The 25,934-nt window shown below is 62.2% G+C and carries 25 protein-coding genes; 11 read left to right on the top strand and 14 right to left on the bottom strand.

Annotated features, from left to right (window positions below; genetic code table 11):
* Positions 1–42: 42 nt before the first annotated feature.
* The 6 genes from ABIB73_RS08520 to ABIB73_RS08495 form a co-directional block, all read right to left on the bottom strand.
* Positions 43–843, bottom strand: a complete 801-nt coding sequence (locus tag ABIB73_RS08520; protein WP_354222996.1) for an acetoacetate decarboxylase family protein — start codon at positions 841–843, stop codon at positions 43–45.
* A gap of 158 nt (positions 844–1,001) precedes the next feature.
* On the bottom strand, positions 1,002–1,397 hold the full coding sequence (gene cyoD / locus ABIB73_RS08515; protein ID WP_354222994.1) for a cytochrome o ubiquinol oxidase subunit IV: 396 nt from the start codon (positions 1,395–1,397) through the stop codon (positions 1,002–1,004).
* Complete coding sequence (locus tag ABIB73_RS08510) at positions 1,394–2,020, bottom strand: cytochrome (ubi)quinol oxidase subunit III (protein ID WP_354222992.1); 627 nt, start codon at positions 2,018–2,020, stop codon at positions 1,394–1,396. Before ABIB73_RS08510 ends, cyoD begins: the two co-directional genes overlap by 4 nt.
* Entirely contained in the window at positions 2,017–4,002 is a 1,986-nt protein-coding gene (cyoB, locus tag ABIB73_RS08505) for a cytochrome o ubiquinol oxidase subunit I (RefSeq protein WP_354222990.1), read from the bottom strand. The genes ABIB73_RS08510 and cyoB overlap by 4 nt, the downstream gene beginning before the upstream one ends.
* Positions 3,999–4,877: a ubiquinol oxidase subunit II gene (gene cyoA, locus ABIB73_RS08500; protein ID WP_354222988.1), complete on the bottom strand. Its 879-nt coding sequence runs from the start codon at positions 4,875–4,877 to the stop codon at positions 3,999–4,001. Before cyoA ends, cyoB begins: the two co-directional genes overlap by 4 nt.
* Before the next feature lies 1 nt (position 4,878).
* Positions 4,879–5,937 (bottom strand): heme o synthase, encoded by a 1,059-nt coding sequence (locus tag ABIB73_RS08495; protein ID WP_354222987.1) that lies wholly within the window; start codon positions 5,935–5,937, stop codon positions 4,879–4,881.
* 23 nt (positions 5,938–5,960) lie between these two features.
* On the opposite strand from ABIB73_RS08495, the gene ABIB73_RS08490 reads away from it, so the two are divergent.
* The 5 genes from ABIB73_RS08490 (at position 5,961) to ABIB73_RS08470 (ending at position 9,850) form a co-directional block, all read left to right on the top strand.
* Positions 5,961–6,218: a hypothetical protein gene (locus ABIB73_RS08490; protein ID WP_354222985.1), complete on the top strand. Its 258-nt coding sequence runs from the start codon at positions 5,961–5,963 to the stop codon at positions 6,216–6,218.
* A gap of 387 nt (positions 6,219–6,605) precedes the next feature.
* Positions 6,606–7,523, top strand: coding sequence for a threonine/serine exporter family protein (locus ABIB73_RS08485; protein WP_354222983.1), 918 nt, complete (start codon positions 6,606–6,608; stop codon positions 7,521–7,523).
* 3 nt (positions 7,524–7,526) lie between these two features.
* Positions 7,527–7,913 (top strand): threonine/serine exporter family protein, encoded by a 387-nt coding sequence (locus ABIB73_RS08480; RefSeq protein ID WP_354222982.1) that lies wholly within the window; start codon positions 7,527–7,529, stop codon positions 7,911–7,913.
* Positions 7,914–8,097: 184 nt separating this feature from the next.
* On the top strand, positions 8,098–9,348 hold the full coding sequence (locus tag ABIB73_RS08475; RefSeq protein WP_354222980.1) for an NAD(P)/FAD-dependent oxidoreductase: 1,251 nt from the start codon (positions 8,098–8,100) through the stop codon (positions 9,346–9,348).
* Between the two features lie 52 nt (positions 9,349–9,400).
* Positions 9,401–9,850, top strand: coding sequence for a hypothetical protein (locus ABIB73_RS08470; RefSeq protein WP_354222978.1), 450 nt, complete (start codon positions 9,401–9,403; stop codon positions 9,848–9,850).
* 48 nt (positions 9,851–9,898) lie between these two features.
* Here the strand turns inward: ABIB73_RS08470 and ABIB73_RS08465 are convergent, their stop codons facing one another.
* The 7 genes from ABIB73_RS08465 to ABIB73_RS08435 form a co-directional block, all read right to left on the bottom strand.
* Positions 9,899–10,462, bottom strand: a complete 564-nt coding sequence (locus tag ABIB73_RS08465; protein ID WP_354224235.1) for an NADPH-dependent FMN reductase — start codon at positions 10,460–10,462, stop codon at positions 9,899–9,901.
* A gap of 2 nt (positions 10,463–10,464) precedes the next feature.
* Complete coding sequence (locus ABIB73_RS08460; RefSeq protein WP_354222977.1) at positions 10,465–11,250, bottom strand: enoyl-CoA hydratase; 786 nt, start codon at positions 11,248–11,250, stop codon at positions 10,465–10,467.
* Between the two features lie 79 nt (positions 11,251–11,329).
* Positions 11,330–12,556 carry a CaiB/BaiF CoA transferase family protein gene (locus ABIB73_RS08455; protein ID WP_354222975.1) on the bottom strand — a complete coding sequence of 409 codons (1,227 nt, stop codon included), beginning with the start codon at positions 12,554–12,556 and terminating at the stop codon, positions 11,330–11,332.
* A gap of 39 nt (positions 12,557–12,595) precedes the next feature.
* Positions 12,596–13,447, bottom strand: coding sequence for an enoyl-CoA hydratase-related protein (locus tag ABIB73_RS08450; RefSeq protein WP_354222973.1), 852 nt, complete (start codon positions 13,445–13,447; stop codon positions 12,596–12,598).
* A gap of 55 nt (positions 13,448–13,502) precedes the next feature.
* Entirely contained in the window at positions 13,503–14,723 is a 1,221-nt protein-coding gene (locus ABIB73_RS08445; protein WP_354222971.1) for an acyl-CoA dehydrogenase family protein, read from the bottom strand.
* 89 nt (positions 14,724–14,812) lie between these two features.
* Positions 14,813–15,763: a 3-hydroxyacyl-CoA dehydrogenase NAD-binding domain-containing protein gene (locus ABIB73_RS08440; protein ID WP_354222970.1), complete on the bottom strand. Its 951-nt coding sequence runs from the start codon at positions 15,761–15,763 to the stop codon at positions 14,813–14,815.
* A 23-nt stretch (positions 15,764–15,786) separates the two neighbouring features.
* A complete protein-coding gene (locus tag ABIB73_RS08435; RefSeq protein WP_354222968.1) occupies positions 15,787–16,605 on the bottom strand; it encodes a 3-hydroxyacyl-CoA dehydrogenase in 819 nt (272 codons plus the stop codon).
* A 459-nt stretch (positions 16,606–17,064) separates the two neighbouring features.
* Here ABIB73_RS08435 and ABIB73_RS08430 point away from each other — a divergent pair, with 459 nt between their 5' ends.
* The 6 genes from ABIB73_RS08430 (at position 17,065) to ABIB73_RS08405 (ending at position 23,450) form a co-directional block, all read left to right on the top strand.
* Entirely contained in the window at positions 17,065–18,126 is a 1,062-nt protein-coding gene (locus ABIB73_RS08430) for an HlyD family secretion protein (RefSeq protein ID WP_354222966.1), read from the top strand.
* The gene (locus tag ABIB73_RS08425) at positions 18,123–20,450 is read left to right on the top strand and encodes an ABC transporter permease (protein WP_354222964.1); all 2,328 of its coding nucleotides are present in this window, start codon (positions 18,123–18,125) and stop codon (positions 20,448–20,450) included. Before ABIB73_RS08430 ends, ABIB73_RS08425 begins: the two co-directional genes overlap by 4 nt.
* Positions 20,437–21,408 (top strand): HlyD family secretion protein, encoded by a 972-nt coding sequence (locus tag ABIB73_RS08420; RefSeq protein ID WP_354222962.1) that lies wholly within the window; start codon positions 20,437–20,439, stop codon positions 21,406–21,408. The genes ABIB73_RS08425 and ABIB73_RS08420 overlap by 14 nt, the downstream gene beginning before the upstream one ends.
* 868 nt (positions 21,409–22,276) lie before the next feature.
* The gene (locus tag ABIB73_RS08415; RefSeq protein WP_354222960.1) at positions 22,277–22,669 is read left to right on the top strand and encodes a hypothetical protein; all 393 of its coding nucleotides are present in this window, start codon (positions 22,277–22,279) and stop codon (positions 22,667–22,669) included.
* A gap of 333 nt (positions 22,670–23,002) precedes the next feature.
* On the top strand, positions 23,003–23,188 hold the full coding sequence (locus ABIB73_RS08410; protein ID WP_354222958.1) for a hypothetical protein: 186 nt from the start codon (positions 23,003–23,005) through the stop codon (positions 23,186–23,188).
* 34 nt (positions 23,189–23,222) lie between these two features.
* Positions 23,223–23,450 carry a hypothetical protein gene (locus ABIB73_RS08405; RefSeq protein ID WP_502918416.1) on the top strand — a complete coding sequence of 76 codons (228 nt, stop codon included), beginning with the start codon at positions 23,223–23,225 and terminating at the stop codon, positions 23,448–23,450.
* Between the two features lie 331 nt (positions 23,451–23,781).
* On the opposite strand, the gene ABIB73_RS08400 is transcribed toward ABIB73_RS08405, so the two are convergent.
* The gene (locus ABIB73_RS08400; RefSeq protein ID WP_354222954.1) at positions 23,782–25,833 is read right to left on the bottom strand and encodes an alpha/beta hydrolase domain-containing protein; all 2,052 of its coding nucleotides are present in this window, start codon (positions 25,831–25,833) and stop codon (positions 23,782–23,784) included.
* Between the last annotated feature and the right edge of the window lie 101 nt (positions 25,834–25,934).

Below are 25,934 nucleotides of genomic sequence, written 5' to 3'. Positions count from 1 at the left end.
CTGCCACAATCCGGAACGCGCTTGCTGGCATCAACCGCAGTGCTAGCCGGTCAAGTCTGCGAGGACCTCGATATCGCTGACGGAATAGGAAAACGAGAAGCGATATCCGCGTCCCACCTTGAGCGGCCCCAGCATTTCCAGCTCCTCGCCGTAGGCTTCCGGAAAATTGAGGTCGCCGTCGCCCATCCAGATGTTTGTGATGACGAGATGGTCCGAGACACATCGAACGAGCTCATCCACGGCTGGCCTGTCGTGCATGCCGGCGGAAAGCCGCGGAAAATACCGCCGTCCCACAATCCGGCGATCGAGCAAGCCGACAAGACGCTCTGCTCTTTCGCGCAAGGTGACGCGGGCTTGTACCAGCAGCCGGCCGTAAGCGGACATGCAGGCGGAGAATCTGCCATCATGTGCGAGTGGCGCCGAAGCCAGGCTCGCGGCAGCAAAGGTACGCGTCTGGTGTACAGCGGCGAACTTCCTCGGATACCCTTGAATCCAGCCTCGCATCAACGCAGCGTCGTTGTCGACAAAACAATACGGGCACCATGCTATTCGTGTCCCCTTCCACATCGCGTCGAGGAGAACGCTGAATCCGCGACACTGATATCTGGCCGGATCCAGATGCTCATCGTTCTGCGCGGTGAACTGATAGTCTGTGAAGACCGCAACAGAGTGGCCTCGACATTCCTGGTCAAGCTCCACGCCCGTCGGAAGGATATGAACCGATAAATCGGGATCATTCCAGAATTCCACCGCGAGCACGTCACCCGCGAAGTGCCAGGGCGGCGGCGGTACCAATGCGGCAATGCCAAGGGGGGACCGAGGGGCCGTGAATCCTTTCAGCATCTCTCGTTCCCACCGCCAGTGGCGCACCACGCGAGCGCACTATTCCAACATAGACGTTAGCGTTAGTGCCGACTCCCACGCTTGGACGACCATGCGGGAACTTGGTCATTCGTGCGGGTGCTGATGGCAAGTGCAATCAAACCAGCCAGCCCCGCGCCTCAGCGCTGCATGTGCAGATCCATCAGCTCCGTGGCGGGCATCATGTTGTCGTTCAGATCTGCCATGATCACGAGCGATCCGACCACCACCAGAAAGACGATCAACACACCGAACGCCAGCGCCATCACGTTGTTGGTGTTGTCCGGCCCCGTGGTGACGTGCAGGAAAAACACCAGGTGGACACCCATTTGTGCGATCGCGAGGACGGTCAGGCCGAGGGAGATGCCGCCTGCCCAGAGCAGTGACGTGTTGGCGACCCAGAACGACATCGCCGTGAGGACCACCGCGAGACCCAATCCGATCGTGTAGACAAGCAGACCCGAGGATGTCCCCCGTTCCACGTCGGGAAGTGCCGACGCATCACCGGGCGCGCGATCGTACTGCATCTCGCTCATGTCCGGACTCCCATCAGATAGACCACCGTGAACAGCCACACCCAGACGATGTCGAGCGCATGCCAAAACAGTGAGAAACAAAGCAGACGCCGCTCCACGGTCGCGCGAAAGCCTTTGATTGTGACCTGCGCCATCATCACGGCGAGCCAGATCAGGCCGACGGTGACATGCAGCCCGTGACAGCCGACGAGCATGAAAAAGGCAGAGAGGAAGGCGCTGCGTTGCGGATAGGCTCCTATGGCGATCATGCCGACGAACTCGCGCAACTCCAATGCCACGAACGCGGCTCCCAACACGAAGGTGATGAGAGCCGCCCAATACGTGCCGGCATAGCGTCGCTCGCCTATCGCCATGGACATCAATCCGCAGGTATAACTCGACGCCAGAAGGCAGCCGGTCTCGATCGCGACACTGCGTTGGCTGAACAACTGCACACCGCTCGGGCCGCCGGCCGTCGCATGCGTGAGCCCGGCGTAAGCGGCAAAGATCGCCGCAAACATGATGATGTCGCTCAGGAGGAAGACCCAGAACCCATATCCGACCACGATTCGCTTCGTCGCCGGACCAGCCTCGCTTCCGCTCAGTTGCCGAACGTCATCTTCAACTGCAACAGCAATGTTCATACCGCAATCTCCGCCTGGTTCGCCTGCTCGAACCGCGCAATCTGCTCGGCCGGGATCTCGATCTCCTCCTCGCTGCGAAAGGCGAAGGCGAGCACGGTCAGAAAGATCCCGATCAGCCCTACACCCGCCATCCACCAGATGTGCCAGATCAGGGCAAAGCCGGAGACGACCGCAAAAAATGCGGTGATGAAGCCGGTCGCGCTGTTCTTCGGCATCTCGATCGATTCGAATTTTCGCTCTTTCGGCGACTGTGCCTGTTGCGCCCGGTCGCGCTCTTTCCCCTTCCAGAGCGCGTCGATGTCCGTGACCCGTGGAAGCACGGCAAAATTCCAGGCCGGGGGCGGCGAAGCCGTCGCCCACTCCAGCGTGCGGCCGTTCCATGGATCGGCGGTCACCTTCAGCTGCTCGCGATTGCGGATCGAGACCACGAGCTGGATAATTTGGCTGACGATTCCCGCGAGAATGATGATGACGCCGATCGCCGCAGCGACCAGCCACGGCTGCCAGCTGACGACATCGTAGTGTTGCATGCGGCGGGTCATGCCCATGAGACCCAGCGCGTAGAGCGGCATGAACGCGACGTAAAAGCCGACCAGCCAGCACCAGAACGAAATTCTGCCCCAGCGTTCATCGAGCCTGAAGCCGAATGCCTTGGGGAACCAGTAATTGTAGCCGGCCATCAAGCCGAACACCGTCCCGCCAATGATGACGTTGTGGAAATGCGCGATCAGGAACAGGCTGTTGTGCAGCTGGAAGTCGGCGGGAGGCACGGCCATCAGCACGCCGGTCATGCCGCCGATCACGAACGTCACCATGAAGCCGATCGACCACAGGATCGGGACCGTGAACCTGACGCGGCCGCCATACATCGTGAACAGCCAGTTGAAGACTTTGACGCCGGTCGGCACGGCGATGATCATGGTCATGACCCCGAAGAAGCCGTTGACGTTGGCGCTGGCTCCCATGGTGAAAAAGTGGTGCAGCCAGACAATGAAGGACAGCACGCAAATCGCCATCGTCGCCGCAACCATCGAGCGATAGCCGAACAGTGGCTTGCCGGAGAAGGTCGAGACGACCTCGGAAAAGACGCCGAACGCCGGCAACACCAGGATGTAGACCTCGGGATGGCCCCACACCCAGAACAGGTTGACGTACATCATCGCGTTGCCCTGGCCGTCGGTCGTGAAGAAATGGAAGCCGAGGTAACGATCGAGCAGCAGCATCGCCAAGGTCGCAGTCAGGACCGGGAACGCCGCGACAATGAGCAGATTGGCGGCGAGCGACGTCCAGCAGAACACGGGCATGCGCATGTAACTCATCCCCGGTGCGCGCGTCTTCAGGATGGTTGCGACGAAGTTTATGCCCGTCATCAACGTGCCCACGCCGGAGATCTGAAGCGCCCAGAGATAGTAGTCGACGCCGACGCCGGGCGAGAACTGGAGCTCGCTGAGCGGCGGGTAGGCGACCCAGCCGGCTTTTGAGAACTCGCCGACCGCGAGCGAGATATTCGTCAGGAGAATACCCGACGCGGTCAACCCCAGCGCCACCGAATTCAAGGTCGGAAATGCCATGTCGCGGACGCCAAGCTGCAGCGGCACGACGAAATTCATCATCCCGATCACGAACGGCATCGCCATGAAAAAGATCATGATCGTGCCATGCGCGGAGAATATCTGATCGAAGTGCTCGGGCGGCAGATAACCCTGCGCACCGCCGGCCGCGACCGCCTGCTGCGCCCGCATCATGATGGCGTCGGCGAAGCCGCGCAGCAGCATGACCAGTGCCAGGATGATATACATGATGCCGATGCGCTTGTGGTCGACGGAGGTGATCCACTCTCGCCACAAATAGGGCACGTAACCCTTGAGCGTCACCCACGCGAGGATGGAGACGATGACGAGGACCATGCCGCCCGACGCTCCCATGATGATGGGCTGGTCGAGAGGGACCGCGCTCCAATCCAGCTTGCCAAGTAGATTCATTTTTCCGCCCTCGTTGACGTCGGATCCCTGCGGCACATCGCGTCGTCGGATTGCATGTCGGAGACCATGATGCTGTTGAAGACGCCGGGCGCGACCGCGCGATAGGTGAATGGTGCGACCGACGCACTCGGCTTGGCGAGCTCGGTGTAAGCCGCAGCATTTAGCTCCGCACCGACGTTGCGCGTTGTATCGACCCACTCCGAGAACTTCTCGGGAGCAACGGCTTCGACATTGAAGTACATATCCGCAAAGCCCTCGCCGCTGAATTGCGCGGACATTCCGCGGTAGCTTCCCGGATGGTCGGCCTGCAACTGAAGGCGGGTTATCATGCCGGCCATGGTGTAGATCTGACTGCCGAGCTGCGGCACGAAGAAGCTGTTCATCACACCCGAAGACGTCAGTTCGAAGCTGACAGGCGTGCCCACGGGAATCGCCAGGTAATTGACGCTTGCGACACCTTCGTCCGGGTAGATGAACAGCCATTTCCAGTCGAGCGAGGCGACCTGGACTCGCAGCGGCTTCACCGTGGATGCGATCGGCTTGCGCGGGCTCAGGTCATGTGATCCCACCCACGCCACGCCGCCAACCAGGAACACGGTCATTGCGGGAATCGACCAGACGAGCATCTCCAGACGCCCGGAATAGGCGAAATCCGGCCGATAGCGCGCGCGCGCGTTCGACGCGCGAAACCAGAACGCAACGCCGAGTGTGGCAACGATGACCGGGATCACGATCGCCAGCATGATGCCAAGCGCGTTGAGCAGGATCTGCCGCTCGGCGAGGGCAACGGGCCCCTTCGGATCGAGCACGCCCTCGGTGCATCCACCGAGTGTCGCGGCACCGACCAGGACGACCGCAAGCAAACCGTATCGCATGTCAGGCCTCGCTGAGTTTGAAGGCGCAGCATGCGCTGCGGTCGGAGCCCGGCGCGCGTTCGGCAAGCATCGAGACGCCGCGGCCGGCACGCAGCGTTCGCTTGTCCGAGAATGAGCCAGGTCGATGGTCGATCAGGAGGGCCGCAAACAGGACGAACAAATAGGCGATGGAGAACACGAACAACCTGTGTGCAGCGCGGCGATCGGCCTCAACGCTTCTGTTCAACTGACGTGCAAGCAGCAGGAAAAGCGCGCCGCAGATCGCGGCGATCGCGCCATAGATTACCCCTGCAAACCCGAGCATCCAGGGTACTTCCGAGGCAAGCACCAGGAGGCCGCTGTAGATCAGGACCAGGCGCGTCGTTGCAACGCGGCCCGCGACAACCGGTAACATAGGCAGGCCGGCACGCGCGTAGTCATCGGTGCGATTGAGCGCAAGAGCCCAGAAATGGGGCGGCGTCCAAAGGAAGATAACAAGAAACAGCGCAAGCGGCTCGAGCCCGACCTCTCCGGTTGCCGCGGCCCATCCGATCAGCGGCGGCAACGCCCCGGCGGCGCCACCGATGACGATGTTTTGTCGCGTCGCGCGCTTTAGCCAGGCGGTGTACACGACAACGTAGAAAACGATGGTACAGGCCAACAGCGCGGCTGCCATGAGGTTGGTCGCCAAAGCGAGAACAACCACTGCGAAACTACCGAGTAGGAGTCCGAAGACCAGCGCGGCGAAGCGGGAAATTCTACCCCGCGGGATTGGCCGCATCGCGGTCCGCGTCATGACCGCATCAATATCGGCGTCGTACCACATGTTGAGAACGCCGGCGGCTCCGGCCCCGGCGGCGATGGCAAGAACTGCCGCAGAAGTCGTCAGCGAATCCAGTCGGTTTGGAGCGATGCTCATTCCGACAAGCGCGGTAAAGACCGCAAGCATCATCACACGCGGCTTCGTCAGCGCGGCAAAGTCGAACACAATCCAACGACGAGCCAGCGGGTGAGCGTAACGAGGCGATAGCGCGGGTCGCGCTCGTCCTTTCCCGGACTGGACAATGGATTTGACGTTCATCTCGCTGCTCCGGATCATTCAAAATGAGCGCAGTCGTGTTCGGTCTGAACAGCCGTCAGGGCGCCACTGAATATGCATTGTCACTTCCGGCCGAGATTGAACGCGGCTGCTCGATTGGGGCCAATCATGCTCAAATTCGCCCCGCCGATCGCTTCGCGTCCGACGAAGCGCGCGATCGCAGATTCAGGATCATTCAAGCACATTTGAACAAGCGTTCCGGGCAAGCGTTTCCTAGATCTAATTGTTGTTGGACCCGCCATGGCGCGCCGCTTCCGATTTGAATGGTTGATGAGGTCTGTTGCGGTGCTCCGAAATGCGGCTTTGCTGATGGAGGACTAATCAATGAAGATCTCTTGGCTCTGGGGGATTGCGGTCACATGCTCGATCGCATCAGCGTCTCTGGCACACGCGCGTTCGGTTTATGATGGCTCCTGGGATCTCATCTTCGTAACGCAAAGGGGTGCATGCGATCCCAGCTATAACTTCACCGTCAATATCGCCGACGGAGTCGTCACTCACCCCAATCTCGTGAAATTCCGGGGATACGTCGCGAAATCCGGCTCGGTTCGCGCTTCGGTGACGGTTCACGACAAGTTCGCGTCCGGTACGGGCAGACTTACCGGGGCCACCGGCCGCGGAAGATGGAGTGGCTATGCGGGAACTGAGAGGTGCTCGGGCTACTGGACCGCACAGCGCAATTGACCGGCTTGAGAACGGAAACACTGTACCCCGAGCCGCTATCGTGCGAGGCGGCATTGGAGACGGCCGCGCTGGCAGCGACGCTCCTGTTTTCTCACGGGCAGACCACAGAACGGACGGTTACGGCGACCGAACGCCTTGGGCACGCGCTCGGCGTGACCGTGGCTGTACTGCCATATTGGGGAGAACTCATCGTCAAGGTCGACTGCGCGTCCGTCTCGCAGATCGTCCCTGCCAAGCCGCTCGGCGTCGACATGGGCAGGGTATTGGCCGTCATGACGGTGATCGATCAGGTCTGCGACGGAACGTTGCCGACCGGGGCTGCCCAATCTGCCCTTGAGTCGGCTGGCCGACTGCCGCCGGCCTCCACCCCACGCTTCGCATTGTTCGCAGCGACCGGCGCGGCTTCGCTTGGTGTCATTTTCGGTACCCTCAATCCCACGAGCCTGTTGCTGATCGCGGCGAGCGCGGCCATCGCTGCTCTTATCCGCCGCTGGCTGTCCGGGTTCAGCAGCAATCCACTGATCCAACCGCTTTGCGCGGCGTTTATTGCGGGCGCCGCGGCCAGTGCAGCCGGCCATTTCCAGCCGTCGGATGCAGTCGCGCTGATTGGTTTCTGTCCCTGCATGGTGCTGGTTCCTGGTCCGCATATCCTCAACGGAGCCATTGACCTCGCTCGCACCCGCGTCGCGCTCGGAATCGCGCGCCTGACCTATGCTGGCCTCATCATTGTGCTCCTGATCTGCGCCGGTGGCCTGTTCGGGTTCGCAGCGGGCGGCGCAAACCTCGCGATGGCCGCATCGCCTCCTCCCGTGCCATTCCTCATCGACGCAATCGCAGCAGGATGCGCCGTCGCTTCCTTCGGCACGTTCTTCTCAATGCCATGACGCTTGCTGGCGTTCCCGATCGCGGTCGGTATGGTCGCACATGCCGCACGCTGGGCGCTGATCTCCCTCGCGGGAGCCAGTGCTCCGACCGGGGCGCTCGTCGCCTGCATGCTCGTCAGCGTTCTCACGACGCCGGTCGTCGATCGCCTGCATCTGCCTTTCGCCGCTGTCGCCTTCTCCGCGGTTGTCTCGTTGATGCCAGGCTTCTTCCTGTTCAACACCGCGACCGGCCTCGTGGAATTGGTTTCGATTGGACCGAGCGCGCCGCCCGCTTTGCTGACCAGTATCGCCACGAGCGGCGTCACGGCATTTCTGGTCATCATGGCCATGGCCTTCGGACTGATCCTCCCGCGCATGCTGTTCGAGCACGTACCACCCTCCCCTGCATAAGGAGGCACGGCCGTTCAATGCACCGCAGCGCCGTCCAAGAATATCCGGGAGAACCGCTGTATCGATTCTCATCGCGCTGCTGGCCCTCGAGACCGTCGGTACATCAATGACTACAGTTCTGACCAAATCGTTCCCGCAAGAACAGCCGCCTGTAGCGAGAGCCGTCCCGGGCAGAAAGCGTGTCTTGATCGTCGGTGCTGGCTTTGCCGGCATCGCGGCGGCGCGGGCACTGAAACGAGCCGATGTCGAAATCACGCTAATCGATCGGCGCAATCACCATATCTTTCAGCCGCTTCTGTATCAGGTCGCAACCGCCGTTTTGGCGCCATCCGAGATAGCGGCGCCGATCCGTCAGCTCGAGGCGAAGCAGAAGAACCTCAGCGTATTGCTGGCGGAGGTCAGGGCCATCAACCTCGGAGTTCGTACCGTCGAGGCTGTTTGCCCAGGGATTGGCAGTCGAAAACTCGAATATGATTTCCTGATGATCGCCACCGGAATGCACCCGAGCTATTTCGGTCATGACGAGTTCGCGCGTTTTGCTCCAGGGCTCAAAAGCCTCAACGATGCCGAGACAATTCGAGCTAAGATTCTGAGTGCATTTGAGCTGGCCGAATCCACTGATGACGAGCAGGAACGCGCCCGACAAATGACCTTCGTCTTGGTGGGCGCTGGCCCGACCGGCGTCGAGCTTGCTGCTTCAATCGCCCAACTTGTCTCCGTTACCTTGCGCAAGAACTTCCGCAAGATAGATCCTGCCAAGAGCCGAATTGTATTGCTGGACGGCGGCGCTCGGGTTCTTCCGACGTTCGCGGAGTCGCTGTCGCAGAAGGCGGCCAAGCGATTGACGAAGCTCGGCGTTGACGTTTCGACGGGCGTACGGGTCGAGAAGGTCGACGAGCAGGGCGTGATCGCGGCGGGCGTCCGGATTCCCAGTGCCACTGTGCTCTGGACGGCAGGCGTCAGCGCGTCGCCGGTGGTGAAAATGCTTGGAACGACCACGGACCGCACCGGGCGCGCTTGCGTTGGCGCGTTCATGGACATTCCCGAAGCGCCCAACGTGTTTGTGGCAGGTGACGCGGCCGCGATGACCCAGGATGGTCACCCCGTCCCTGGCGTGGCCCAGGCAGCCATTCAACAGGGGCGATTTGTCGGGCAGGTCATCGCCAACCGTGTCAGGGGACGTAAGGATGGCCGACCGTTTCGGTACCGCAACAAGGGCAATATGGCGGTGGTCGGCAAGAACTTTGCGATCCTCGAGGCGGGACATTTGCACAGCAGCGGCTTTTTGACCTGGCTGGTGTGGGCCGCGCTGCACGTGCTCGCGCTGCCGCAGCTACAGAACCGGTTCCGTGTCCAGACGCAATGGTTCTGGTCGTATCTGTCGGGGCAGCGCAGCTCACGGCTGATTTCCGAGGGGCGGTCCTCGTCAGAGTAGTGATTAGGCCCAGGCAGTCACGTTTTCCGGCAATTGGTTGAGGACTGCACCCGTGGATGCCTCCATCATCACCGCCCTCGCCGCCCTCACCGGCGCAGCCGTCGGCGGATTGACGAGCGGAATCGCAAATTGGCGGAGCCAACGAAGCCAGGTCCGCGCCCAATGGATTCTCCACGAGGAGACCCGCCGGCAGACCCTCTACAGAGATTTCATCGAGGACGCCGCCAAGTGCTACATCGATGCGCTCCAGCATGACAAGGCCGACATTCCAAACCTGGTCAGTCTTTACGCCAAGTTGAGCGCGATGCGGGCGGTGTCGTCAAAGCAGGTGGTCCATCGAGCCGAAGACGTCGCCCGAAAGATCCTCGACACCTATCTGGAGCCGGACAAGAACTTCGTCGAACTGCGCGAAATGGCCATCGATGGCACGATCGATCTGTTGCTTGGCTTCAGTCATGCGTGCCGCGACGAATTCGAGGGGATGCGGCCAGTACATTTCTGACCGTCACCCTACAATTTCAGCTCGCTCTTGTCGCAAGCCCTGGATGCGCTAATCCCGGGATCGGACCGCCTCGATCCAATTCTCGAACGCCCGCATGAATCCTTGGAGGAATTTACCGGTGCCCTCGCTGGCGATGTTGCCGCGTTCATCGAAGAGCTTGTCGACGCGACCGACATAAGCCTCGGGCTGCTGCATGGTCGGCACGTTCAAGAACACCAGCGATTGCCTGAGATGATGATTGGCGCCGAAGGCGCCGATCGCACCCGGCGAGCCGCTGACGATCGCTCCAGGCTTGCGGTCCCAGACGCTGCTTCCATACGGCCTGGAGCCGACATCCAGCGCATTCTTGAGAGCGGCCGGCACCGAGCGGTTGTATTCGGGCGTGACGAACAGCACAGCGTCGGTGCCCTCGACGCGCTGCCGGAATGCGGTCCATGACGCCGGCGGGTCGATGTCGACATCCTCGTTGTAGAGAGGCAGTTGCCCGATCTCGACGATCTCGAGCTTGAGCGACGATGGCGCGAGCGAGATCAACGCATTCGCCAACGTCCGGTTAAACGATGCCTTCCGGAGGCTTCCAACCAGCACACACACGTTCATCGGCTTATCCATAGTCATGCGGTCGCCTGAAATTTGACAGTCCTGGTGAAGTCAGGCTTGCGCTTTTCCATGAAAGCCGTGAACGCCTCTTTTGCGTCTTCGGAGCGGACTTGCGCGCTGAACTCTTCGTTCTCGGCCTTCATCGCGGCCTTGATCTGCTCGCGAAATGGCTGCTTCATGAGCCTCTTGCTGGCCTGCAGCGCTGCGGCCGGCTTGGCGGCCAATTTCCGGGCGGTATCGGTTGCTTTCGCCCGGAGATCCGTATCGGATACGACTTCGGTCACCAGACCCAACTCTGCGGCGCGCCTGGCATCAAAGGGCGCTCCCAACATAATCAGCTCCGCCGCGCGGATATGGCCGATCCGCGCCGGCACGGAGCAGCTCGATCCGAATTCCGGCACGACGGCAAGATTGATGAAGGGCATCTGGAATTTCGCGCTCTCGCCCGCGTAGATGAAATCACAGTGCGTCAACATGGTAGTGCCACCACCGATTGCTGCGCCATGGACGGCCGCGACCAGCGGCTTGTCGAAGTTGATCAACGCGTTCATGAGACGAGCCTGGGGCGATTCGCCTGGCCCCGGCGGATTCTTGAGAAAGTCCTCGATGTCGTTGCCCGCGCAGAACGAATCGCCCGCTCCATGCCAGAGGACGACTCGCGTATTGTCGTCATTCGCCGCCTCGTTGAAGAGACCCGCGAGAGCCACGTACATGGCTGACGTCATGGCGTTCCGCTTGGTTGGGCGGTTCAACTGGATGCGCAGGACGCTCCCAGCGTGTTCAGTAACGATCTCATCCATTTGTCCGCATCCTGGTTCCGTTAGTGAATTTCGCTGCCGATAGGCTCCGGGGATGGCTCCCCCCGACAATGTCATCACGCTAAGCCGCGTGTTCCTTCGCTGTCGGAACAGCACCGCTAGCGCGCAAACCATCGATCTCGGCCGCGCTAAATCCCAGCTGCCGGAGAACTTCGTCGTTGTGCTCTCCAACCTTCGGGGCGCGCTTCGCGGGCACCTTGGCAACGCCATGCACCTGAAGTGGACTGCTGATCGTTGACGTCAGCTTGCCGCCGGCACCGTCGAGCGGAACGATGATGTCATTGGCCCGGAGCTGCGGATCGTTGATCACCTCCTGCGGCCCACGCACCGCTCCGAAGGTCACGTGAACGCCATTGAACACCTCGTACCAATGGGACATCGGCTCGCCACAGAAGGTCTGGTCGAGAATCGCTGTGAGCTCCGTCATGTTCGCCATCAGCTTGGCCGGGTCGGAGAATCGCGGATCAGTCAGGAGATCGGGTCGGCCGATCGCCTTCGCCACGGCCTCCACCTTGTCCGGCGTGATGATGAGAACGAACCAGGTGTCATCCTTGGCGCGATACACGTTCATGGCCGCATTTGCGGGGTGCATACGATCATGCAGCCCGAAGAATTTCGCATCGCACAGCGCGGCCTGGATCGAGACGCTGGCGGACCACACGCCCTCGGCGAGCAGCGAGGTCGTGACATGCGCTCCCTCGCCGGTGCGCTCGCGACGATAAAGCGCCGTGACGATCGCCGAATAGAGTCCGACGGCGGTGGCGTTGTCGCCACTGCCAGCCACAGGCCAGGTCGGCGGCGCGCCGGCATCGCGCGTCATCGACAGCAATCCGCTGCGGGCCCAGTACGACGTGATGTCGAACCCCGGAAGATTCGCATCCGGCCCCTTGTCGCCGAAACCCGTGATGTCGGCGTAGATCAGCCGCGGATTCCACCCCACCACATCTTCATATTCGAGCTTCAATTTCTTGCGCGCCGGATGCGGCGTGTTGACGATGAGAACGTCAGCCCATTTGACGAGCTTCTCGAGAACCTGATGGGCGCTCGGCGATTTCAGATCGAGCGCCATGCCGCGCTTGTTGCGATTGGCCAGATGCCAGGGATAGGCATCGTCGGCGACCGGCTGCGGCGGGAGATGGTTTGCATGTCGCCACAGCTCGCCGGTCGGCGGCTCGACCTTGATCACGTCGGCGCCAAAATCGGACAAGATCACAGCGGCGCTGGGACCCGCGATGAAGCTCGCGAGGTCCACCACCTTCAGTCCGGAGAAAATGTTGTCGTTTGCCATGGGTGTCCTTTCCAGATCCTCGTAGACAGCGGCCTTGTTTCAGCGTCCGCGAAACTGCGGTGCACGTTTCTCGAGGAAGGCGGCGGTGCCTTCCTTCTTGTCTTCAGTGGCGGCGCAAATGCCGAAGAAGGAAGCTTCCAATGCGAGGCCTTCGCTTTGGTTGGTCTCCATCCCCTTGTTGGCGGCTTCCAGCGAGAACTTCACCGCGATCGGCGCGTTGGCCATGATCTGCTTCAGGACCGTCTCGGCGCGATCGATCAGGCCCGCCGCGGCAACGACTTCGTTGACGAGGCCGATGCGATAGGCTTCCTGCGCGGAAATCGTCTCGCCCGTGAGGATCAGCTGCAACGCACGCCCCTTTCCCACCAGGCGCGGCAGGCGTTGCGTTCCGCCACCGCCGGGCAACAGGCCCAGCTTGACCTCCGGTTGACCGAATTTGGCGTGCTCCGCGGCGATCCTGATGGTGCAGGCCATCGCGGTCTCGCAGCCGCCGCCGAGGGCAAAGCCGTTGATCGCCGCGATCACCGGCTTGCCGAGATTCTCGATGAGGTCCAGCACACCCTGCCCGAACCGGCTGGACTCCTCGGCGTCATAGGCATCGACATGTGCAAGTTCACTGATGTCGGCGCCGGCGATGAACGCCTTGTCGCCCGCACCGGTGAGGATGACACCGCGAACGGACGCGTCCGCTTTGGCGTCCTCGAACGCGGCGTGCAGATCGGTCCAGGTCGGCGTATTGAGCGCGTTGAGCACCTTCGGCCGATTGACCGTGACGTAGGCGATCGAACCTTTTTTTTCGTACTGGACGTTTGCAAGGGCCAGCGCCGCTCTCGGTGCGGAGCCTGGTGCTGTTGCAGGCGAGGGGGTGAACGGTGCAGTTCCCGAAACCATGATGATGTCTCCTAGGTAGGGCAGCCGGCGCTGGTGCGCCGGCGCCGCTGAGAGGTCAGAGGAAAGCGCCGTGACCGGTGATGGCCTTGCCCACGATCAGATTCTGCATCTGATAGGTACCTTCGTAGGAGTAGAGCGCCTCTGCATCGGCGAAGAAACGGGCGACGTTGTAGTCGGCGACGATACCGTTGCCGCCCAGCACTTCGCGACCCCAGGAGACCGTCTCACGCGATTTCGAGGTACAGAACGCCTTCGCCAGCGCCGCGTGATGGTCACCGAGCTTGCCCTCGTCGTCGAGCTGCGCCAGGCGGAGCATCAGGCATTGGCAAGCAGTCAGATTGCCAAGCATCTTGGCGAGCAGATCCTGGATCAGCTGGAACGAAGCGATCGGCTTGCCGAATTGCAGCCGCTCCTGGGCGTATTTAAGGGTCGCTTCGTATGCGCCCATCTGGATGCCGGTCGACGCCCAGCCCACCATGTATCGCGTCATCCGCAGCACGCGTGCGGTATCGCGGAACGAATTGCCGCCCTGCAGGCGATTCGCTTCAGGCACCCGCACGTCCTTCAGCGTGATCTGGCCGTTCTGCACCACCTTGAGCGCAATCTTGTGCTCGATCTTCTCGACGCTGAAACCCGGCGTCGACTTGTTCTCGACGATGAAGCCCTTGACCTGATTGTCGGCAAGATCGCGCGCCCAGATGATGGAGAGGTCGCACCACGGTGCGTTGCCGATCCATCGCTTCTGCCCGTTGAGAATCCAGGTATCGCCTTCCCGCTTCGCCGTCGTGGTCAGACCGCCGCTCGTTCCGGAACCGACCAGCGGCTCGGTGAGGCCGAAGCAGCCGATCTTTTCCCAGCGCGCCATCGCCGGCAGCCATTTCTGCTTCTGCTCCTCGGAGCCGTCGAGATAGATCGAGCCCATGGCGAGGCCGCTATGCACGCCGAAGAACGTGCAGAACGAGGCGTCGGTGCGCGCCAGCTCCATCGCGACGAAGCCGAACAGCTTCTGGCTGCCGCCCGCGCAGCCATAGCCTTCGAAGCCGAGCCCGCCGAGACCGAGTTCCTTGAACGACGGCAGCAGCTCGAACGGAAAGGCGTCGTCGGACCAATATTTGTTGATGACCGGCTGGACCTTGGTTTCCATGTAGGTCCGCACCTTCTTGACGAGCGCTTTCTCCTCCGGAGTGAGAAGGTCGACCAGCTGATAGAAGTCGCCATTGGGTGCAGGCGCCGGCTTCGGCGCGGCGGTCTTGCTTGCTGGGGTTGCGGTTGGCATTTGGGATCTCTCCTTGCTGCGGCTCGGAAGCCTGAAAAGTGAAGGACGGGTTTGACGTGTGAATGGTCTCGTCGGCGCCGCCGATTTCGTCAGCCCGGCTTGGCCGCTTTCTTGCGCAGCTCGATCAGGCCGAGCAGAACTTCGTCGCGCTCCGCCTCCAACTGCTCGATGGTGCGCGATCCGGCCTCGGCATGGACGCTGTCGATGAGCTTCTTTTGCACCTCCGGCGTCAGCACCGGCGAGCCGAGCGTCTTCCACCAGGCCGTCATCGGGCCGGTGAACTGCTGGAAGAAGTGCTCGATGCCGCCCGGACCACCGCCGAGATGGTTGAGCATCAGGCTGCCCATGACGCCCCAGCGCAGGCCCGGGCCCCAGCTCAGGGCGGTGTCGACGTCGGCGGCGCTCACCACACCCTCGGCGACAAGGTAATAGACCTCGCGGCTCAGCGCGGCCTGGAGACGGTTGGCGACATGCCCCGGCATTTCCTTGTTGAGGCGCACCGTCCGTTGCCCGATCGACGTGTAGAATTCCGCTGCGCGCCGAATCGTGGCTTCCGAGGTCTTTGCTCCGCCGACGATCTCCGTCAGCGGAATCAAGTGGGGCGGATTGAACGGATGGGCGATGACGCAGCGCTCGGGATGGGACGCGGCGCCCTTCTGGATTTCGCTCATGGTGAGCCCCGACGAGCTCGATGCGATGATCACGTCGGGCGGCAACAGCTCATCGAGCTGACCATAGAGCTTCTGCTTGAACTCGATCCGCTCGGGCCCGTTCTCCTGGACTAGGTCGGCGCCGGCGAGGGCCTGCGCGATATCGGGCGTGAATTTGAGATTCGACTGCGACGCTCCGGGCGACAGGCCCAATCGCTTGAGCGCCGGCCAAGCCGTCTCGACGAACTTCCTCAGCGCGGCTTCTGCGTTCGGTGCGATATCGGTCGCGACGACCTGAAGTCCCTTGGCGAGAAACAGCGAGCTCCAGCTCGCGCCGATCACACCGGTACCGATGATGGCGATGCGGCGAATGGGCTTGATGTCAGTCATGTCATTTCTCTCCAATGCGTTGATCAGACTTCGGCATAGGCAATGCCGGTGAGATTGCCCTGGGCGAAGAGGAAGTTGCGCTCGCCGGATCCATCGAGCCGTGCGGAGTAAATCGAGCCGGCGAAGTCGGTCACGAACATGCGATCGTTCGGAACGTCGAGCGCGATACCGATCCCCTCCATGAGATGGGTCACCACGATCTCCGGCTCGGCAGGCTTGTTGTCGATCGAGGCCCGGTTCACCGTGTTGCCGCGCGGAGGGTCGCCGCGGTCGGTCCAGTAGAGAATCCGACTCTTGTGGTCGATCTCCAGATCGATCGGCTCGGGCAGACCGTCGTAGAAGATCTCGATGTCGGATCTTGTGGCTGCGGTCTGGCCGGCGGGTATTTCGACATTGGCGCGGAAGATGCGGCCGAGCCCGGCATTGTCGGGGCCCTTTTGCGTCCAGTAGATGTGTCCGAATTTCGGGTCGATCGCCAGCCCGACGCACCATCGCGTCTGGTCCTTGCTATCGGCGTCGCCGTGCCCGGCCTCGATCAGCGTCTCCAGCCGCGAGCCATCGAGATTGCAGCGCATCAGGCGCATGCCCTCGCGATCGCACCAGTAGAGCTTGCCGCCTTTCTTATCGAGAATGATCTGCTTCGGAGTGTGGGTCTCTCCCTGCGGCACGATCGTCTTGCGGTTCTTGCCGTCGATGTCGGCCCGCTCGATCGACCCGTCATTCAGGCTTGGGATGCCCATATTGGTCCAGTAGATATGGCCCGCGTCGACGTCCACGACGATGCCGTCCGGCAGATGACAACCCGTCACGATGGTCGTGCGATCGGAGCCATCCGCATTCATCAAATGAATGCAACCCGCATTCAGTTCGAGAACGAAAAGGCGAGAGACTGTGGAGTTTGCGGAAGATTTCGTGACGGCTTTTGGCATGTCGCACCTGCATCGTGGCCCGACCACGAGCTGGTCAGGTGGCCGCGACTATGACGCGATTGCCGACGTACGGCTTGGACAGGAATGTCACCGCTGGAATGTTGCTGCTTGATCCCTTGCTTGGCGCAGCCAGCCATCTAATTCGAGATCATCTCGCAGCAATCTCGGCGAAATTGGCCGAGCGTCGGGACGACGACCGAAGCGAGAGCAGCAGCTTTCAACAAGTGGAGCGTCAAACCTTCAAGCAAGGGCGATCGACCGGCCACATGGTTGATCTTCGATCTCGAAAAAATCGGGCGTATCGAGATTGGACTGGCCCCGACAACGAAATATAGTCAATGACCCTCGTGGTCAGGAGAAAGGGAGTCAGGCATGGACACGCCGAGCTCTGACAAGGACATCCCGAGTGCGCCCGACGCGCCGAATGACGGACAGGAGAAGAGCGCGCACAGCCCGGCGCACACCCCCTCCATCATCGTCGGCATCGTTGCAGTGGCCGTTGCCGCACTTTCTGTCTTCTATCTGTTGCGGCCTGAGCCACTGCTCGTGCAGGGCGAGGTCGATGCAACGCGGCTCGATATTGCCGCGCGTGTGGACGGACGCGTCGGCAAGATTCCCGTCCAGCGTGGACAGAACGTTGCTGCGGGCGCGGTGCTGGTCCAGATCGACAATCCCGAAACGCTGGCCAAGCACGAGCAGATGAAGGCGGCCAAGGCTGTTGCAGACGCCCAGCTTGCCAACGTGCTGGTCGGAACGCGGGTGGAAGTGATCGCGGCACGGAAGGCGGAAATGGAGCGGGCGCAGGCGGCGCTGGTGCTGGCGCAGAAGACGTTCGAGCGCACGCACACCCTGACCGATCAAGGCAACGCGCCGCAGGCCCGCCTCGATCAGGCCACCGATGCGCTGCACGAAAGCGAGCGCGCGGTCGACCAGGCGAAATCGGCCTATGAGCAGGCGGTCAATGGCTACACCAAGGAGGAGCGGGCCATCGCCGGGAGCAACGTCGAAAAGGCCAGCGCCGATATCGAGAGCGTCCAATCGATCATCGATCAGCTCGTGGTCTATGCGCCCGTCGCCTCGCAGGTCTATCAGCGCAATGTGGAGCCTGGCGAATACGTATCGCCCGGCGTGCCGCTCGTCACCTTGATCGATCTGGCCGACCTCTGGGTGCATTTCGATCTTCGCGAGGATCTCGTCAAAGGCCTGAAGGTCGGCGATCGCTTCGACGTCCGCATCCCGGCGCTCGGCGACCGCCCCATCACGGTCGAGGTCAAGCTCATCGCCACCAAGGGTGAATACGCGAGCTGGCGGGCCACGCGCGCGTCCGGCGATTTCGACCTGCGGACGTTTTCGATCCGCGCATACCCGGTCCAGTCCGTGCCCGAGCTGCGACCTGGGATGAGCGCCTATCTCGACTGGCGGTCACGGCAATGAGGCCGGCAAAGCCCGGATTCTGGCTGGTCGTACGGCGCGAGTGCGGCTGGCTGTTCCATGATCGCGTGGCGCTGCTCCTGATCTTCGGCGTGCCGCTGTTTGCGTTCGCGGTTCTCACCACGGTCTTCAGCCATCCGGTCATCCGGGGGCTCGGCGTCACGGTCGTCGACGAGGACAAGTCGGATGCCTCGCGGGCCCTGGTGGAGTACGTCGCGGCCTCGCCGAGCCTGAAGATCGTCGACCGCTCCGGGACGCTGTCCACCGCCGTGCAGGACATACGCTCCGGCAGGGCGATCTCGGCCATCCATATCCCGCCGGATTTCGAGCGCGACCTGAAGGCCCAGCGCCGCCCGCAGATCGTCGGGTTCTATAACCAGCAGTTTCTGACCGCGGCCGGCATTGCTTCTTCGGGCCTGAACGATGGGCTGTCTGCCGTGGCGGCCGTTGCCGCCCCTGCGAAGCGCGCCGCGGCCACGGCGGCGTCGATCGGAACGTTCTCCACGGAGACCATCGCGCTGGTCAATCCGCAGAAGAACTATGCGCAGTTCCTGTTGCGCGCGCTGCTGCCGACCATCATCCATGTGGTGATCACGCTCGCCGCGGGCTATTCCGTCGGCTCCGAATTCCGCCGTCGCGACGCGCGGGCCTGGCTCGCAAGCGCTGGAGGCGATCCGGTTGTCGCGCTTGTGGGCAAGCTCGCGCCGCTGTTTTGCATCTTCTTCCTGATCATGCTGGCCGAGCCGCTGGTCCTGGAGGGCGTGCTGGAAATCCCCTTCCGGGGAGACCTGCCGTTGATGGTCGCCGCCGGCTCCCTCCTGATCATCGCCTATCTGTCGCTGGGCGCCCTGCTCCAGCTCCTGGTTCGCGACCTCGCGACCGGACTCGGGCTCGCGGGCCTCGTTGCATCGCCCGCCTTCGGCTACGCGGGCGTCGGCTTTCCCACGATCGGCATGAACACGTTTGCGCAGGGCTGGGGTGCGATCCTGCCGCTGCGCTGGTACATGGCCGTTTTGCTCGGACAAGCCGCGCGGGGGCTGCCGGTCTCGGATTCCGCCATTCCCTTCGCGGCGCTTGCGGGACTGGCGCTGCTGTTTGCCGCTGTCGCTTTGCTGCGCATGGCGAGCCTCACGCGCAAAGGCTGGTTCGAGTCGGCGCGGCCGGACGAGCAGCCGGTGGCCGGGCCCGCACCGCGCGGCATCGGCGGCGCCTTCACCGCGGAGTGGCGGCGCGTGCTGGGAACGCGCAGCGCCTTCAGCGTGCTGTTCCTGGCGCCGCTGGTTTACGGCATTTACTATCCGCAGCCCTATTTGAACCAGATCCTTCGCAAGCTGCCCATCGCGGTCGTCGACAACGATCTCAGCGATCTCAGCCGCCGGATCGTCGAGACGCTGGATGCGAGCGGCGCATTGAGCGTTGTGGTTCGCGCGCGCACGCTCGCGGAGGCGCGCACCGCCGTCAATCGCGGGCACGCCTTTGCCGCCGTCGAGATCCCGGCCGACACCGAGCGCGACGTGCTCAAGGGCATCACCGCGCACATCCCGGTCTACGCCGACGCCACCTACCTGTTCTTGTTCAGATCGACCGCAAGTGGCGTGGCCACCGCCGTCGGCGCGTTGACGTCCGAGCTGGTCTCGCGCGGCGCCCGCTCGGACGGAAGCCTCATCAAGGCGAAACTGGCGAGCTCGAGCCCGGCCGATGTTCTGCTGCAACCGATCTTCAATCCGGTCGGCGGCTATGCGAGCTATGTCGTTCCGGCAGCCTTCGTGCTGATCCTCCAGCAAACCCTGCTGATCGGGGCGGCGATGCTGACCGGCGGCGCGCTGGCGGGAGCCGGCGGAGCGTTCTCCGGCGTGCTCGGCCGCGGCGTCGCCCATCTGACCATCTACCTTCCGGCGCTCGCACTTTATCTGATCGTGTTGCCGCGGATCTACGGCTTCTCGACACTCGGCCATCTTCCCCAGATCTTCGCGCTCGCAACCATTTTCCTGCTGGCGACGAGTTTCATGGGACAGGCGATCGGGGCGTGGTTCACGCGGCCGGAGAACGCGACCCTCCTTCTGCTCGCGACCAGTCTGCCCCAGTTCTTCACCGCCGGCTTCGCATGGCCGCGCGAGGCTATCCCTGATGCGGTCCAGGCGCTGGGGCGGCTGTTCCCGGCCGACTCCGCGATCGACGGCCTCGTCCGCATCAACCAGCTCGGGGCCGGCATCTGGGAGGTCGCGCATGACTGGCTCGGCCTCTGGCTGCTGGCGCTGGCCTATTTCGCGCTCGCCGTGATTTCGGCGCTTGCCGTCAGGAGAGGACAGGGACATGCGCAAGGCTAGCCGTGCCGCCATGATTGCGATCCCGCTCGTGCTCATCGCGGGCGCCTTGATCTATTCCGCAAATCGTTCCGAACCGCCGCCTGCGATCGTCGGTGTCGTGCGCACGACCGAAGTCAGGGTGGAGCCGGAGGTGACCGGCCAGCTCCAGTCGATTGCGGTCGCGAAGGGTGCCCAGGTGCGCGCGGGCGATATCCTGGCCCGGCTCTCCGCGGTGGAGTTGACGGCGCAGGCGGACCAGGCGCGAGCTGCGCTGGCGTCCACCACCGCCAACCGCAACAATGTTTATGCCGGCGTCCGCCGCGAACAGGTCGACTCGCTGAAAGCTGCCATCGCCAAGGCCAGCGCCCGCCTCGATTATGTGCAGGCCCAGCTCACCAGGACCAGCACGCTGGCGCGCCAGAGCTTCGAATCGCAGCAATCGCTCGACCAGGCCGAGAACGACGTTGCCAGTGCGCGCGCCGACGTGGCCGAGGCCCAGGCCAATTACGATGCGGCCGTGGCGGGTCCGACCCGGGAGGAGCGCGCGATCGCCGACGCGCAGGTGCGGGCCGCGGCCGCCGCGGTAACTGTGCTCGAACGGCGCCTCGACAAGATGGTGTTGCGCGCGCCGGCCGACGGTGTGGTCAGCGTCATTGCCGCCGAGGTCGGCGAGAATGTTCGCGCGGGTCAACCGATCCTGATGGTCGAGGCGGCGGGCAAGCAATGGCTTTCGTTCAATGTGCGCGAGGACCATATGAGGGATCTCGGGATCGGCAAAACGGCGAGCGTGATGCGGAACGGCGCCGACGGCGCGACCAAGGCCGTCATCACCGAACTGCGGCCGCTCGGAATCTTTGCCACCTGGCAGGCCGAGCGGGTCATTGGCGATCATGACCGCAACACGCTGCGTTTGCGTCTCGACCCGCAGGGAGAGCCGGCAGGCCTCGAACCGGGCATGACGGTATGGATCGGGAACTAGCCACGAGCGTCGACATCCGCATTCAGACCGCAGACGCGACATCGCGGTCTCGCGGCGCATTTCGCCCGAGCTTTGCTTCGTCGCTCCACCCTCTTTATCCAAGAGGGCGCAGGGAAGGCCGGGTGCCGGCTGGCACCCGCGGTCCGCTGCGCGAAGATGTAGCGCAAAAGAACCGCACAGCAGCATACAGGTGTAGCCAATCACTCGGCCTTCCCTGCGCAGTGGGTTGACGGCTTATGCCGCGCTCTCCCGGGAGCCGAATTCCTTCTGGCCTCCCTCACCCTAGCGAATATCTGCAAAGGCCCGCCCGGTTGAGCCGGCCTTCACCTCCGCGAAAGCTTGACCGTAGCGACGACGATCAGGACCACACGGTTTTGCCGTACGCACGGCTCGCTTGTTCGCCGCATCATCTCCCGGCGTTGTCGACGTTGCCGGAAGAATGCTGGCGAGACGAACCTGACAGCGCCGCTCATCTAGCGCGAAGCCTCGGGCTCACGGAGAGCAATCCGCCCTGCCCGCACTTCTCGCGCCCGACGCTGCCGCGTCCACCGCAAGCCCAGCTCGCGAAAAATGACGACACAAGATCGCCCCTCAAGGTCAAGCCGGGATGAACGACACATACGTCATTTCCGAATTTCGGTAAAGTGGAATATTTTTGTGGAGAGGGGTTGACGGGGGTGGCGACACAGGGCGGGGGTTTGACCGACGGGCGAGCAGCTGACTGCGCTTCTGGTGGCTTTGGCAGCTTGGCCAAGCAAGGGACTTAAGCTACGAGGAGGACATTCTGAAAGGGAAGGCATGCTGAAAAGGACGGCATGCTTGGACCGTCGCCGCAATTCACGGCTCATCCGATGAGCCATCGCCCTTTGTGGATATCGAACTTCACCGAGCCTTCGTCTCGCATTTTCAACAGGAGGGACTGGCAAGCTTCCTCGTTCGCGACATTGGCGCGTTTCATGACCTCGTAGACTTTGAGCGGCTTCTCTCGAAGCGCAATCAGGATATTTTCTCGATCATTCAGCACGACGAAACTCCTCCTGCCAACAAGCGCGCCAAGTCACTGAAAGTACGACAGCTGATCTTCCGTTACGACTCGCTCGACATTCTCCGACTTGCTCTTGATACGGTATCGAAGACGTCCATCTGCCTCGATGGGCATACATTGAACGATGGTGTAAATCATTGCTGGATCAATTGCTGCACGTCCTTGTGGACCTTGGGGCCGGTGGCGAACGTCTTCATTCAGCTTATAGGCATATGACATGTGCTTACCTCTAAAGTCACCTACGATTGCTCTAGCGTAGAGCATGCCGTGACGCAATGTAACCAATGCCCTCCGGCTCAGACTCATGAAAGCAGAAACAGCGCTGCGGTCCGACCGTGTCCAACGATGTCCTCAGGTTTGGGGCGGGTCTGTCGCCCTTTGCAATCTCCCCCCTGGAAGCGTTGGTGTGGCAGCTTCGCCGGGGCGCTGGGACCGTTGGGCTAGACGCCCTGCACTTTTGAGGTCGCCGCCTGCGCGACAAGCGCCTATTATGGTTCCCAGGATTCGTTTGAATAGTTCTGGACAAATTGCAGGTGCAAGGATCGAGCAATGACCAAACGGAAGCGCTCCGCCGAGCAACAGGTCGCGGATGAAGCGGACCGAAAGGCGCAAAATCCAATCGGGGCGCGGCAAACGATAGCGGACAGCCACGCCGATCCGGAGTTTCAGGAAAACCATAAGCGTCTCAGGGCGGAGCGCCTGGCGCGAGATGCCGGGCCGACAAGCAAGAATTGACCCGACTTTCGAGCAGCGTTTGGATCGAGAAAAGATGACAAAAACAATTGTTGAGCACCAACCGCCGAAGCCAATCAGCAAAGCGGAGCGTGAAGCACGCAAGGCCTTCCGCCAAGTCGATGCGGTGAAGGCAATGTCCGAGCACGCGCTCGCCGAGGAGGCCTTCGCTCAGAATCGAGAGCGGCTGAAGGCAGAGCGGCTGGCGCGGGAAGCCGCAGCGGGCCCGGTGCCAAAAAAGCAATCCAAGGCGAAGAACAAGTGAACCGCCAGCGGCACGACTTGAGCTTACAGGAGCGGCTCTAACGCGCACCGCTAAGCTTCCTCCCGGCCGGAGCGGTGAGCAAGCTCAACAAATCGGGCCTGCCCTCAGCCGGATGTCGGAGCTCGCCCGGCAGTCTTCTGGCGAAAGGGGCGCAACGCGGCGAGCGGCCCGGATGACCGACAACGGATCAAAAGACACGCCACGGCCCAATCAGCGCTGCCGCGGCGCGACCGATTGTTGGCCGCCGCGGCCGGCAGCTGCGGAAAAGGTGAAGCACGATGGGTTTCGCAAGTGCTCTTCCCATCCTACCCGCTCTAGCGGCCCCTGATCTTCAACGGCCACAAAGCTTCTCGGCAAGCGCATCGCGCGCGGGGTCGTCGGGAATACCGACAAAATTGTCGGCCGCGGTCGCCTCCTTCACCAGACGATCCGCATCCTCCCTCCGCAGAAAGCGTCGAGAGACCTCCTGGTCGGCCACCTTCTTGACTAGGCATAGATAGCCGGCCTGCGTCCCATAGCGCTCTTCGAGCGATGGGCGCGGATCGTTGGACGACAGGCGTTCGGCTTTCGACTTGGCGAAGGGAACGTAACCACCCGTCAGGCCGCCACCGCAAGGCTGCCCCTTGAAGAAACCTTTGGCCGTCGCATTCCAGCCGAGATAGGTCCCGAGTGGAACTTGATGAAGGACCGAGCCGACACCGACCGTCTCGTTTCCGTCAGCATTCACCTTGAGCATCAAGGCCGGAATGATTTGCTTGATCGCGGGCGGCTGGCGCGAGATCACGCCTGAAAAATCGGCATAGTTGAGCGCCGGGCCAAAGTCGTAGTCCATCAGGCCGACGGCCATTCCCGTCGGCGAAGGTGTCCCGGGTATCGTCGGAAAGTTCATGGCTTCCTGCGTGTTCGCGACGAGATCACCATGCGCAAGCGTGGGATAGACACTGGGCGGAGGTTCGGTGCCGTTCACCACCCAATCGACGAGCGCGACCTGCAAGGCATTCATCGTTTCGTCTTCAGGATTGGGATTCTGAGCCAGGACGCATCCGGCCGCGGGACGTGGGACCGCGATGAATCCGCCGGCCCCTCCTCCGTGGGTCGTGCCTGGAAAGAAGTAGCGCCTGACGATCGCAGGGAGCCCCAGATCCGCCTTCCCATCGGTACCCGTTTCGGCGATTGTCATCAGACGCGCATTGTATTCGCTCGCGCCAAACGTCTCGAAAATCTTCGGGCATGTGTCCGAAGCGGAACAGCGATCCAGCAGGCTTGAACGGGGGCGGCCGCGTTTTTCGTCGGCATAGTCGGCCCACCACAGCGTGCCCTCGCCGCCCGGTTCGTAGAGGGTGCCGGATCCGCTTGGTAGGCCAAAGCGCACATTGATCGATGTCAGGCGGCCCGCGATATGCGGGTTGGCACCGTCGAATACTCGTCGCTTCTTTTCGTCTTCGTTGAACCCGAGAAGGAGAAACGTCTTGAGGGCATTTCCGGATTGAGAGATTCCCTGCACAACGGCATGCTGGATTTTGCCGCCAACCGGGTTCAGAGTCCCTTCGTCATCCGCGGCTTCGAAACGGAAGAACGACGCAACATCGCGCATCGCAGCTAGGCCGACCCCGAGCACCTTCGGATCCTTGGCCTGGTAGACCAGCTCGTAAAGGGTGCCCGGATCAAATCCATCCTTCAGGCAAAGCGAACGCGGGTTCGGATCGCCAGGGAATTTCGTCTTGGTGCAGTCAGCGAACGCCCAGTCGCCGGGCCCGACGCCTTTCGGCGCTCCCGTTTCACCAATGCGTGTCTCCGAGCTCTTGGCAATGAGATGCGCCTTCGTCGTGTCAAGGCTCGCCGCATCATACGGGATCAGGGTCGAGAGCATGCCCAAGGGGCGCGAGTTCGATCCTGCGGGCGCGTTGGCAATGCGCGCTAGAACAACGCCGATGATGGACGATCCATCGGGATTACGGGCAACGGGAACCTGAACGGTCCAATTGTCACTTGCCTGCGCGATATCTCCTTGCCAACCGCTGATGAGCGCAACATGACCAAGATCCTGTGGTTTCGTCGCTGATGGGCCGAGGCTGCTCGGACTGACGTTGGCCGCGACAGGCTTTCCACGATTGACGACGTCATACCAGAGAACGCCGCTCGCTCTCGCCATGTCCCTCGGCTTCGTCAGCGTAAACTTGGACACGTATTCAACACGGCCACGGCTGTTGCGTGGCGCAAGCTGGATGTCGGTAATGATCGCGTTCATGGGGTCGTTGGGATCGAGTTCGCCAAAGGCGTGCCCCGTCAAGCTCTCGTTCAGCCCATCGGGAAGCGCAACGGTCTGATCGACAACGATCCTGGTGACCCGCGCCTGCGCGGCAGAGCCCGCGGCGAGAAGCACGGCTACCACCGCGGCGCGAACGCTTGTACTCCTCATCGAGCGCGCCTCTCCGTGCGGTGCCCGCGCGCCACGCCTTCCATAGCACTTCTCATTTATACTGC

Source organism: Bradyrhizobium sp. F1.4.3 (genome assembly GCF_040548375.1).
GTDB lineage: Bacteria > Pseudomonadota > Alphaproteobacteria > Rhizobiales > Xanthobacteraceae > Bradyrhizobium.
The sequence above is the reverse complement of the archived record's forward strand: the minus strand, read 5'-3'. Positions and strand labels throughout refer to the sequence as shown.